An 11,865-nucleotide genomic window follows, 5' to 3' on the forward strand; every position below is an offset into this window, starting at 1 on the left:
ACTATGGGGCCACGCCGACTGCGGCCGATGTTGAGCCCGGGCAGCAATGGCACCGCTATCTGGCGACCCATGGCTACACCTGCCTGCACTGGCCGCGTGAGTTCGGCGGCGCCGACGCCACGGTGGCGTTTCAAGCCGTCTTCGCCGAGGAATGCGCGCGCGCCGGGGTGCCCCGTCAGCTGAACATCACCGGCGCCGACCTAGTCGGCCCGGTAATCATCAAGTTCGGGACAGACCAGCAGAAGGCCCGCTTCCTCGAGCCGATTCGGCTCGGCGACGACATCTGGTGCCAGCTTTTCTCAGAACCCGGCGCGGGATCGGACTTAGCCGGTGTGCGCACCCGCGCGGAGCGGACCGCGAACGGCTGGCGTGTCGACGGCCAGAAGGTGTGGAGTTCGGCCGCGGCGTCGGCCAATTACGGCTTACTGCTAGCCCGTACCGGCCCGGACAAACATCGCGGGCTGTCGATGTTCGTCGTTCCGATGCAGACGCCCGGTGTCACCGTGAGGCCACTGATGCAGATGGACGCCGAGAGCAAGTTCAACGAGGTCTTCTTCGACGGTGCCGAGCTTGCCGACGACGCCCTGATCGGTGATGTCGGGCAGGGCTGGAGCATCGCGATCGTCACCCTTGGTCGCGAGCGGCTGACGCTTGGTTCCCAAGCCGTGTCGATGTTCCGGCTGCATGAGCGGATGGTCGCGGCGGCGCGCGACCGCAATCTGCTGGATCCGGTGCTGTCCCGGTCAATGACCAAGCTGTGGGCAAGGATGTGGCTGCTGCGGTTCACCTGGCAGCGGGCCATCGAGTCTGGTGATCTCACCTCGCCTGCCTTCTCGGTGCTCAAGCTAATGACGTCGGAAACCGACCGCGATTTGGGCGATCTGGCCACCGATGTGCTCGGCACCGATGCGTGCACCGACCCGGCGGATAACGAACTGGTACATCACATGCTGGTGGGCCGGGCGCAAACCATCCTCGGTGGCACCAGTGAGATTCAGCGCAACATCCTCGGCGAGCGGGTGCTCGGCCTGCCCAAAGAACCGCGTTGAGCGCTCGCGCGAAGAGCCGAGTACAGCGATGACACGTTCCGAGGTGCCCAGGTTCGAGGCGGCGGTGCGTTCGGTGCTGAGGCCCGGGAGCACGGTCGCCCTCGGGGACGGTGTCGGTCAGCCCCGCACACTACAGAACGGTGACGCGGTCGGGGCGGTGCTGTCTAGGTTGGCGCGGCAGGTCGGCAACATCCGCCTCGCGCTCGGCTGGTTACCCGCACCGCTCGACGGCATCGATCCCGGCGCGTTCAGTGAAGTCGTCACTCTTATGCCAGGTTGGGGTTCACGCAGTCTTCTGCAATGCGCCACAGCGCGTTTCGTGCCCACCCGGTTGACCGCCGTCGTCGCGGTCCTGTCCGACGTGCTGCGCCCCGATGTGCTGATCACCCGCATGGTCGAACGGAACGGGGCCCTGCAGTTCGGCACAGAGGTGTCCTGGCAGCGCGGGCTGATCGACGCCGACGTCCGCGTACTGGCGGTGGTGGACACCAACTCCCCGGCAGCCGACGCGGGCCCACCATTGGATCCCGCGATGGTGGACGTCGTGGGGTACAGCGATGACGGCCCGTTGCAGATACCGCAGAAGAGGCCCGACCCAGTCCACGAAGCACTCGCCGATAACGTCCTGCGTTTCGTGTCGGAAGGTGCACAGCTGCAATATGGTCCGGGTCCACTCGGCACGGCGCTGCTGAACCGGACGACGGTGCCTTTGCGCATTGACACCGGACTACTCACTGACGCTGTGGTCGACCTCGACCAGCGCGGCATGCTGATCGGCATGCCCTCGGCAACATACCTATTGGGTACCGACACGCTCTACGACTGGGCCGATGGAAAGCAGATCCTGCACAGTACCGAGTACACGCACGACGCGGCTCGGTTGTCGCGCGGTGGCCCGTTCGTCGCCGTGAACACTGCGATCGAGATCGACGCGTTCGGTCAGGTCAACGTCGAAGGTGTGGGTGACAAAGTGGTCGGTGGTATCGGCGGACACCCCGACTACTGCGCCGCCGCGGCGAAAATTCGCGGCGGGCTATCGATCATCGCGGTCCCGTCACACACGAACGGCCGCTCGCCGTTGGTGTCCCAACTCAGCCGGCCTGTGTCGACACCCGCCTACGACATCGACCTGATCATCACCGAATCCGGCCACGCCGATCTGCGCGGCACCGACTGGACACGACGCAGGCATCTCATCACCGAACTGTTCGAGTAAAGGAGCTCCATGACCGCACCCCTGAGCGGACGCGTGGTTCTTGTCACCGGCGGCGGCCGGGGTATCGGTCGCGCCCATTGTCTGGCGCTTGCCGAACAAGGTGCAGCAGTCGTCGTCAACGACCCAGGAGTGAGCCGCGACGGCACCGCCGCCGATGGAGCAGGGCCGGCCACCGACGTGGTGGCCGAGATCGCGGCAATGGGCGGAAAGGCGCTCGCACACACTGGTTCGGTGGCTTCGTGGGATGGTGTCGCCGACATGATCGACATGGCGGTCGCGGAGTTCGGGACCCTCACTGGTGTGGTGAACAACGCTGGCATCGTCCGCGATGCGATGGTGGCCAACGCCACCGAGGCGGACTGGGACGCGGTGGTGGCCGTACACCTCAAAGGCACGTTCGCCGTCACCAAGCACGCCTGCGCCTACTGGCGGGCACAGTCCAAGGCCGGCAATCAGATTGATGCGCACATCGTCAACACGGTGTCGGGTGCCGGGCTATGGGGCAACGTCGGCCAGAGCGCATACGGTGCCGCCAAGGCGGCGATCGCGAACCTGACAATGGTCACCGCGATGGAGGGGCGCCGCTACGGTGTGTCGGCCAACGCGATCTCGCCGTTGGCGGTGACCCGAATCAGCGAGGGATTCTTCAGCGGCGACAAGGTTTCTGATCCCGCGCTCGATCCGGCGCGCAGCTCAGCGGTGGTGGCCTGGCTGCAGTCACCTGACTCGTCGTGGCTGACCGGCCAGATCCTGCGCATCGATGGGCACAAGCTCAGCCGCATCGAGGGGTTCACCGAGACGCCCGGGCGCTATCACGCCAAAGACGGTATTTCGCTGAGCTTCTCAGAGATAGGCCACGCTGTCAGCTGGCTATTCGGCACTGCCCCGCGCGGACTGGCCGGGCCCCTCCCGATCAAGTGAGAAAGCGAGCTAACGCCGACCATGAGCGAACTACCCAGCATGCAGCCCGGATGGTTCCAGATCGCATGGAGTTTGGACCCGCCGGCGTTGGCACCCTCAGAACACGCCGGCTTCACCCAGCTGCGTTCATGGGCGCGGGGCTTCTACCCCGCACGAGTTGCGGCGAACAGCACCGACCAGACGACGGCTAGCGGCTGAAGTATTTCAGCGGCCGTTCGACGAACTCGAACACCACGCCGTCGGGTGAACGCAGGAACGCGATGAACAGGCCGTCGATCTTGGTGCCGGGAAGCGGGCACCACACCGGATCGCCCATCCGCTCAACCGAATTGGGCACCTGATCGAGTGCCTTCTCGACACTCTCGACGCGCAGTGCACATCGGTAGAGGCCCTGGTGGTTGCCGCCCCACGGCACCGGGTCGGACGCGGCCGTCTCGGGGTGCGCGACCACCGTCATGACGAACCGATGTCCATCCTCGGCGAGTGCGTAGCGGGCCACGGTGCATTCCGCGCGCTCGGCGGACCCGTCGGGCGCCAACTGTTCACCGGACACCGTCATCAACGTCGGCGGCTGCGCTTCGAGAAAGCCGATCGCGGTGAGGAATTCGCCAATCGCCCCAGGGTCGCCGGCGGCGACCCTGATGCCGGAGAACAGCGCGCCAGCTGCGGTGTCGCCGGCGTGGGTGCTCTGGGCCAGCTCGACCACCACCCCGTCCGGGTCGACCGCCAATACCGCCTTCGACTCCGAGATCAGCCCGTCCACCGGGTCACCGACCGTCGCGCCCGCCGCGCGTAACCCCGCCACAGCCTCGTGCAGGTCGGGCACCGTCATCAGCGCCGACCGGATGCCTCGACGGAGGGGATCGGCGCTGGCATCGCGCCTCAGCGCCGGAGTCCGGTAATCGATGATCTCCAGCGCGCAGCCGGCACGGCCGCCCCGGGCATCGTAGAGAAACGAAGTTGCGCAGTATGTTTCACCCTCCAAGCCGAGAATGCTGCCGTTGGTGGGCACCGCCGGATCGGTTCGCATCCGTGCACTCAGACCGAGTCCGTCCGCATAGAAGGCCTCGGATGCGTCCAGCGAGGCGCAGTTCAGGTTGACGTGCAGGAAGCGCCGGGCCAGATCGTCGGATCGGAGCGCACTCACAGCACCACGGACTTGATCTTGAAGTCAATGATCTCCTCGTCGTCGTAGCCGAGTTCGGCCAACACTTCATCGGTGTGCTCCCCGTGTCCGGGTGCGCGGGTCAGCGTCAGCGGAGTTTCGTCGAACTGCACCGGGCTCGCGGCCAGCGCGAATTCGTTGTCGGCGGCGTCAGTGACGCGGGGCAGGTACCCGTTGGCGATGGCCTGTGGATCGGAGTGGACCTCGTGGGCGGTACGCATGACATCCCACACGCCGTCGAATCCGGCGAATGCCTTCTCCCAGTGGGTCAGATCATGGGAAGCGATGGTCTTGCGAAGTTCGGCGATACAGTCCGTCCGGTTGGCGAAGCGCACCATCGCGTTGGCGTAACGCTCGTCGTCGACGAGATCTGGGCGGCCCAACCGGGTGCAGAAGTCGGCCCAGAACCGGTCGGACTGTAACAGTACAAACACGATATGGCGACCATCTCCGGTCTCGTAGATGCTGGCGGCCGGGTTGGGCATCTCCTCGAGGTGGAACTTCGGAATGTCGGCGCCAGTGACGCCGGCACCGACGATGTCGGGCCCGAGTTGCCAGATCGCGGCACCGAGCAGCGAAACGTCGACAACCGACGGCTCTCCGGTGCGCTCCCTCTTGAACAGCGCCCCGGCGATCCCCGCCGCGATCGACAGGCCGCCGTAGACGTCGCCGAACGCAGGCCGCTGGATCGGCGGGTAGGCATCGTCCGTGGCGTAACCCTCACCGATCCCCCCGCGCGCCCAGTAGGCCGCGAGATCGAATCCACCCTGGTCGGCAAGTTCGCCCTTGGTCCCATAGCCGTGTCCACGCGCGTAGATGATCTTCGGGTTACGGGCGCGGACCTGCTCGACGTCGATGCCCATCCGCTGTCGCGAATCCGGTAGCAGATTGGTCAGGAACACATCGGCGCTCTCCAACAACTTCATCAGCAGTTCGAGACCCTCGGGGCTGCGCGTGTCCAGACCGACGCTGCGCTTACCCCGATTGGGCTGTTCGATGAAGTGGTTGACGCCACTGGCGCCGGCGACGATGCCCGAGCTGATCAAGCCTCGTTGGGGATCACCGGTCTCGGGATGTTCGATCTTGATCACATCAGCACCCCAGTCGGCCAGTACTGCGCCGGCCGCGGGGACGAACGTCCACGCCGCGAGTTCGACGACGCGAATGCCACTGAGAATGTCTGTCATGAGTTCCTCTGCTGGAGTACGGCTTTCAGACGACCGGGTATGCGATGGTCTTGGTCTGCAGGTGCTGTTCGAATCCCTCGATGCCGTTCTGGCGGCCCAGACCGCTCATCTTGTACCCACCGAATGGCGCGTCAGCGCCGTAGTACATTGCCCCGTTGACCATCAACGAGCCGGCCCTGATACGGCCGGCCACCGACATTGCCCGCTCCGTGGAGCCCACCACTGTGCCGGCAAGGCCGTAGGACGAATCGTTGGCCAGCGCGACCGCGCCGTCGTCTCCGCCGTCGTAAGGGGTAATGGTGATGACTGGTCCGAAGATCTCCTCCTGGAAAACCCGCATCTGCGCGGTTACCTCCAGAACCGTTGGCGCGACAAAGTATCCGCGTTCCAGACCGTCAGGCGCCGCGCCGCCGACGGTCACGCGCGCCCCCTGCTCACGCGCGCCGTCGATGTAGCCCAGGACGCGGTCGCGCTGCTTGGCCGACACCAGCGGCCCGCAGAAATTGCTGGCATCGTTGGGATCACCCACGGCGATCCCGGCGAATATCGAGGTGACGACGTCGACCGCCTGGTCGTAGAACTGCCGCGGCACCAGCATCCTGGTAGTCAACGCACACCCCTGCCCCGAGTGAATCAACGCGGCGATACAGCCGGGCAGCGCGACGCCCATGTCCGCGTCGTCGAGTACCACGTAGGCCGACTTACCGCCCAGCTCCAGCAGGTTGCGCTTCATGGTCTCCCCTGACAGCCGCGCGATCAGCCTGCCGACCGCGGTCGATCCGGTGAACGACACCATATCGATCCGTGGGTCGGTGACCAGCAGTTGCGCGACGTCGTTGTCCGACGCCGGGACGATGTTCACGACTCCGGCAGGGATATCAGTCTTTTCAGCGATCAGGCGCCCCCACCGCAATGCGCTCCACGGCGTCTCGATCGCGGGTTTGAGCACCATCGTGTTGCCTGTCGCGAGAATCTGGCCCACCTTGTTCGTGATGATCTCCACCGGGAAGTTCCACGGGGTGATCGCACCCACGACACCGATCGGCTCCTTGACGACGCTGCGGTGATACGGGGCGCCCATCAGGGCACCATCGGGAAGCACTCGCTGCCAGGCGAATTCCGAGATGAGTCGTGCGGGGTAGGCGATCCCGTCGGCCAACGGCCAATCCAGCTGCGCAATATAGGTCGTCGACACCGGGCAACCGACTTCGGTCACCAGTTCGGCACGCATCTGCTCTTTATCCTCCTGCAGCGCGTCATGTAGCTGCTGCAGGCAGTGTTTCCGGAATTCACGGTTCGTCGACCAGTCGGTGGTGTCGAACGCACGCCTGCCCGCCGCGATGGCTTCCGCCATGTCCTGCGCGCCGGCATCAGTGCACACTCCGAGGACCTCCTCGGTGGCGGGATTGAGATTGTCGACGGTCTGACCCGTCGACGACATCCGCAACTGACCGTCGATGTACAACCGGGTTTCCGGGTTAAACGCAACACTGCTGAGCGCGACCGGGAAAGCCGTCATTGGCACTACCTCTCGCTTAGCGGGCAATGTGCGCTATCCTACCTCTTTAATAGCTAACTGTTTAGCTGATTCAGGGCTCAACCTGAACGTGCCTCGAGCCGGACGAAAGGGGTGCAGGTGTCGGTCCCCGCCGGTACAGACCGCAGCGTGCACGAACTCGTCACGGATGTAGCGCTGTACCGCCAGCAGTTCCGCCGTTATCTACGGGACCTGGGATGGGCAGACGAATGGCGCCGCGCGGCCTTCACCAGCGCCGAGGACGGCTTGTCCTTCGACGCCACCGTGCTGACGCGCCTGTACGGGGCCGGCTGGAACCGCTACGGCTGGCCCGAGGAAGCCGGGGGCCTCGGTGGGGACGAAATCCACCGTGCCGTCTATTACGAAGAGCTCGGCTACGCGATGCTGCCCATCCCCGCCCAGCAATGGACCCTCGAGACGCTGGGCCCCGCCTTGATCAGGTTCGCTCCCGCACTTGCCGCCCAGTACTTGCCGCGCTACCTCGAGGGTTCCGAATGGTGGGGGCAGTCCTTCTCCGAACCCGAATCGGGTAGCGATTTGGCCAGCTTGCGCACGCGGGCCGTCGACGACGGCGCAGGCGGATTCGTGGTCAACGGGCAGAAGATCTGGACCAGCCAGGGCCCCACCGCGAAGCGACTCGTCACCCTTGTCCGCACGGGCACACCAGAAAGCCGGCACCGCGGCTTGACGATGTTGATGATCGACGCCGACAGCCCGGGCGTGACCGTCCGCCCCATCGCACTGGCCAGCGGCCGCCGAGAGCTCGCCGAGGTGTTCTTCGACGATGTGCGGGTGCCCGCCGACCGGGTCGTCGGTGAGGTTGGCGGCGGCTGGGCCGTGGCGATGTACCTCATGCAGTACGAGCGCGGCATGTATGGATACGCCGTACTGAACAAGGTTTTGACCGAGCTGGGAAAGCTCCGTGCCGACATGGTGCAACGCGGCTCGTCCGCCGCGAGCCGGGAGCGGTTTGCACAGGCCTACATCGACGTCGCATGCGCGCAGGCGCGGACCGCCACCACTGTCCGCAAGCTGGCGAACGGCACGGCCGTCGGACCGGAGAGCAGCATCGACAAGCTCCTGTTCGGCACCGCGGAGAAGGCGGTTAACGACCTTGCGCTCGACCTCCGCCGGGAGTGGATGATCGCCGGTGTCGGACCGGACAACCCCGCCGAACTGGACACCCTGCGCGCGGAGTGGTGGTACTCGCGGGCCGCGACGGTGATGGGCGGCGCCGCCGAAGTGCAACGGGGCATCATCGCCGATCACCTTCTCGGACTACCGAAGGAGAAACGGTGACGACGATGACCGACGAATCGTGGCCGATGATCGAAGATGCGGTGTACCGGCTCTTCGCCGAACTCGCCGCCAAGAACCCCGGTGACCACATCGCGATCGGTCCACGGTTGGTAGAGCTGGGCTGGGCGGATATCGAGGCCGACTACCCGATCGAATCGTGCGAGCTGCTGTTCCGCGCACAGGGTCAGTCGCTGGCGCAGACCGACTGCCTCGATCGCGCGATGGTCGCCGAGCTATCCGATCTGCTCGACGATCCAGTCGACGGGATCGTCCTGCCCAACCTGGCCCATGGTTATGCCCCCGGCTCGGATGGCGACCGGGTCACCGGCATTGTGCTCGGGCCACTCGACGGACGCGGCCGGCTGGTCGTCCCGGTGTCCGGCCCGATGGGGACGGTGTCAATCGGCGTGGTCGACGCCGGCGAGCTGACCGGTCGGCGTCTGAACACCTTTGACCCGTCGGTGTATTGGACGTCGGTATCGGGTCCGCTGGGCGGGCCACTGAGTGATGCGTCCACCGAGTGGAATCGGGCCATCGCCGCGGCGCACCGGGCGCTTGCCACCGAACTCATCACGCTTGCGGAGCGGGCCCTGCGGATCGCGGTCGAACACATCAGCGTCCGCGTCCAGTACGGGTCGCCGATCGGAGCCTTCCAGTCACCGAGGCATGCGCTGGCCGATGCGTGGGCCCACCTCGAGGGTGCTCGGGCGCTGCTCGACGAGTCGTGGCGATACGGCGGACGGCTCTCCGCGCTGAGCGCCAAGGCCGCCGCGGGCCGCGTGCACCGCACGGTCACCGACGCTGCATTGCAGGTGTGCGGCGCCATCGGATTGACCTCCGAACACGAACTGCATCGCTACGTCACCCGAGGGTTCCAGATCGATTCACTGTGCGGTTCCTATCGTCAACTCGAGGCGCAACTCGCTGAGCGTCTCTTCGAGATTTACTCCCCCGGCCGCGCCCTACCAGCGGTCACCGCCTGGGACTGAGCGCCGATCAGAACGGAAAGAAGGAACCATGCGCCGCAACATCTTCGAGGGGGTTCATGACGAGTTCCGCGCCACCGCGCGCGCCTTCTTCGAACGCGACTGCGCCCCCAACACCGAAAAGTGGGAACGCGATGGCAAGGTCAGCAGGGAAGCTTGGCGTTCCGCCGGCGAGCACGGGCTGATCGGCTGGGCCCTCCCGGAGAAATACGGCGGCATGGGGATCGACGACTTCCGGTTCAACCAGATCGTGTCCGAGGAGATGTTCAGTACCGGATCGGTGGGCATCGGGCTGGGGGTTCAGAACGACATCCTAATGCCGTATCTGAACGACCTGACCACCGCGGAGCAGAAAGAGCGCTGGCTGCCCAAATTCATCTCCGGGGAATACATCGGCTCGATCGCGATGAGCGAGCCGGTCGCCGGGTCGGATCTCGCGGGCATCAAGACCACCGCCCGCGACGACGGTGACGCGTGGATTGTCAACGGCCAGAAAACATTCATCAGTAACGGCCTGCTGTCCAAGCTGGTCCTCACCGCCGTCAAGACCGATCCGTCGGCGCGGCACAAGGGAATCAGCCTGCTGATGATCGAGGACGGCATGGACGGCTTCACCCGCGGCCGCAAACTGGACAAGATCGGTCAGTATTCGGCCGACACCGCCGAGTTGTTCTTCGACAATGTCCGGGTCCCTAAGGAGAACTTGGTCGGCGAGCTCAACAGGGGCTTCTACCACCTGGTTTCACATCTGCCCAGTGAGCGGGTCGGCATTGCGTGTTACGCGTTACCCGCGGCACGTCGTGCCCTCGAGCTCACGATGACCTACGCGTCCGAACGCACCGCGTTCGGACAGCCGATCGGCAAGTTCCAGGTCAACCGGCACTTCATCGCCGAGATGCAGACCAAACTCGATGCGGCGCAGACGTATCTGGATCAGTGTGTCCTAGCGCTCAACGAGGGCCAGCTCTCCGGCCAGGACGCGGCCGGGCTGAAGTGGTGGACCTCCGAGATCCAATGGGAGATCATGGACCGCTGCTTGCAGATCTACGGGGGCTACGGCTACATCAACGAATACGAGGTCGCCCGATTGTGGCGGGACGCGCGGGTGCAGCGGCTCTACGGTGGCACCACCGAGATCATGAAGGATTTGATGGGCCGGGCGATGGGGTTCTAGGTCCGGCCGTCCCGTTATGACATACCGCATATCCGGGGCCGCAGATCCGCGCCCGACCAGGGAAGTCCATTAATCTTGAAATAGTTAGCGATTTCGTACCAGTAGTCTGCGGAGGAACACATGGAGGTCAATAGCCTTCGAGAGCCGAAGATGGCCGATCGGGTGGCCACCGTGCTACGCAGGATGTTCGTTCGCGGCGAGATCCCCGAGGGCACCATGCTTCCGCCCGAATCCGAACTGATGGAACGGTTCGGCGTGTCGCGGCCTACCTTGCGCGAAGCGTTTCGTGTGCTGGAATCCGAGTCGCTGATCCAAGTGCACCGCGGTGTGCGTGGGGGCGCCCAGGTGACCAGGCCCAGGCGTGAGACGCTGGCCCGCTACGCGGGCCTCATGCTCGAGTACGACGGCGTGACGCTCAAGGACGTCTACGATGCGCGGGTGGCCCTGGAGACGCCTATGGTGGTTCAGCTGGCGAAGGACCGCAATCCCGCCGTCATCGCCCAACTCGAGCAGATCGTCGAGGCGGAAGGGCAACTGACGCCGGGGAGCTCAGCCGTCGACCAGTTGACCGACTTCCACGCCGCGATCGCGCAGCTGTCCGGTAACAAGACGCTTCAGATGGTCAGCGAGATGCTGCATCACATCATCGAGAAGGCCAATCGGTCGCTGCAGCCCACCCAGGGCGTGAAGGCCGAGCAGGCGGTCCGCCGGTCTGCCAAGACTCATCGGATGGTGCTCGACATGATCAAGGCCGGGGAAGCCGACAAAGCGGGCGAGTTGTGGAGCCGCCACCTGCGCAAGGCGGAGGAGTTCCTGTTCGAGGGCTCCAAAGTGTCCACGGTCCTTGACCTTTTCGAATGACCACGTACCTCTGACCTGCGTTCACTTCTTTGACCGGGAGCGGAACGCGGTGACGCGGTCCTTGAATTCCGTTGTGGTGAACGAGGTGTACTCCGCCGCGAGCGCGTACTCGAGAACGCCGAGCGCGGCGCGCGAGAGATGCATGTTCATCGCTTTCTTGGTCTCTCGCACCGCCTGCGCCGGCAGGGCAGCCAACCGCTCCCCCAGCGCCACGGCCTCGTCGAGCACCTTGTCGTCACTGGCAACCCGGGTCACCAGGTTGAGCTGCTTGGCGATATCGGCGGTGATCTTGTCGCCGAGCAGCACGTACTCCTTGGCCTTCATCATCCCAATAAGCAGCGGCAGCATGGCGGCTCCGCCGTCGCCGGCGACCAGCCCCACCGGCACATGGGGATCGGCGAGATAGCTGCTTTCGCCCATCACCAGCAGATCGGACAACAATGCGATGGAGCACCCGAGGCCGACCGCGG

At 65.1% G+C, this 11,865-nt stretch carries 11 protein-coding genes; 7 read left to right on the forward strand and 4 right to left on the reverse strand.

The window, feature by feature from the left end:
- The 3 genes from ACLP4W_RS19830 to ACLP4W_RS19840 form a co-directional block, all read left to right on the forward strand.
- On the forward strand, nt 1-1,049 hold a 1,049-nt coding region (locus ACLP4W_RS19830; RefSeq protein ID WP_442388846.1), incomplete at its 5' end, for an acyl-CoA dehydrogenase family protein.
- Between the two features lie 28 nt (nt 1,050-1,077).
- Nucleotides 1,078-2,265 carry an acetyl-CoA hydrolase/transferase C-terminal domain-containing protein gene (locus ACLP4W_RS19835; RefSeq protein WP_442388848.1) on the forward strand — a complete coding sequence of 396 codons (1,188 nt, stop codon included), beginning with the start codon at nt 1,078-1,080 and terminating at the stop codon, nt 2,263-2,265.
- A gap of 9 nt (nt 2,266-2,274) precedes the next feature.
- A complete protein-coding gene (locus ACLP4W_RS19840; RefSeq protein WP_442388850.1) occupies nt 2,275-3,186 on the forward strand; it encodes an SDR family NAD(P)-dependent oxidoreductase in 912 nt (303 codons plus the stop codon).
- Between the two features lie 187 nt (nt 3,187-3,373).
- Here the strand turns inward: ACLP4W_RS19840 and ACLP4W_RS19845 are convergent, their stop codons facing one another.
- Genes ACLP4W_RS19845 through ACLP4W_RS19855 form a run of 3 tightly spaced genes read right to left on the reverse strand, consistent with a single transcriptional unit; the run spans nt 3,374 to nt 7,057 of the window.
- Complete coding sequence (locus ACLP4W_RS19845) at nt 3,374-4,333, reverse strand: VOC family protein (RefSeq protein ID WP_442388852.1); 960 nt, start codon at nt 4,331-4,333, stop codon at nt 3,374-3,376.
- Nucleotides 4,330-5,538, reverse strand: coding sequence for a CaiB/BaiF CoA transferase family protein (locus ACLP4W_RS19850; RefSeq protein ID WP_442388854.1), 1,209 nt, complete (start codon nt 5,536-5,538; stop codon nt 4,330-4,332). The genes ACLP4W_RS19845 and ACLP4W_RS19850 overlap by 4 nt, the downstream gene beginning before the upstream one ends.
- A gap of 25 nt (nt 5,539-5,563) precedes the next feature.
- Nucleotides 5,564-7,057, reverse strand: a complete 1,494-nt coding sequence (locus ACLP4W_RS19855) for an aldehyde dehydrogenase family protein (RefSeq protein WP_442388856.1) — start codon at nt 7,055-7,057, stop codon at nt 5,564-5,566.
- Between the two features lie 117 nt (nt 7,058-7,174).
- On the opposite strand from ACLP4W_RS19855, the gene ACLP4W_RS19860 reads away from it, so the two are divergent.
- From ACLP4W_RS19860 to ACLP4W_RS19875, 4 genes are all read left to right on the forward strand, one after another.
- Nucleotides 7,175-8,374, forward strand: a complete 1,200-nt coding sequence (locus ACLP4W_RS19860) for an acyl-CoA dehydrogenase family protein (protein WP_442388858.1) — start codon at nt 7,175-7,177, stop codon at nt 8,372-8,374.
- 5 nt (nt 8,375-8,379) lie between these two features.
- Nucleotides 8,380-9,363: an acyl-CoA dehydrogenase family protein gene (locus ACLP4W_RS19865; RefSeq protein ID WP_442388865.1), complete on the forward strand. Its 984-nt coding sequence runs from the start codon at nt 8,380-8,382 to the stop codon at nt 9,361-9,363.
- A 28-nt stretch (nt 9,364-9,391) separates the two neighbouring features.
- Entirely contained in the window at nt 9,392-10,534 is a 1,143-nt protein-coding gene (locus ACLP4W_RS19870) for an acyl-CoA dehydrogenase family protein (protein WP_442388860.1), read from the forward strand.
- A 120-nt stretch (nt 10,535-10,654) separates the two neighbouring features.
- Nucleotides 10,655-11,395 (forward strand): FadR/GntR family transcriptional regulator, encoded by a 741-nt coding sequence (locus ACLP4W_RS19875; RefSeq protein ID WP_442388862.1) that lies wholly within the window; start codon nt 10,655-10,657, stop codon nt 11,393-11,395.
- A 21-nt stretch (nt 11,396-11,416) separates the two neighbouring features.
- Here the strand turns inward: ACLP4W_RS19875 and ACLP4W_RS19880 are convergent.
- Nucleotides 11,417-11,865 (reverse strand): enoyl-CoA hydratase/isomerase family protein (locus ACLP4W_RS19880; RefSeq protein ID WP_442388863.1); only part of this gene is annotated, 449 nt, incomplete at its 5' end.

The sequence above is a fragment of the Mycobacterium sp. genome, assembly GCF_052145595.1.
In the GTDB taxonomy this organism is placed as follows: Bacteria; Actinomycetota; Actinomycetes; order Mycobacteriales; family Mycobacteriaceae; genus Mycobacterium.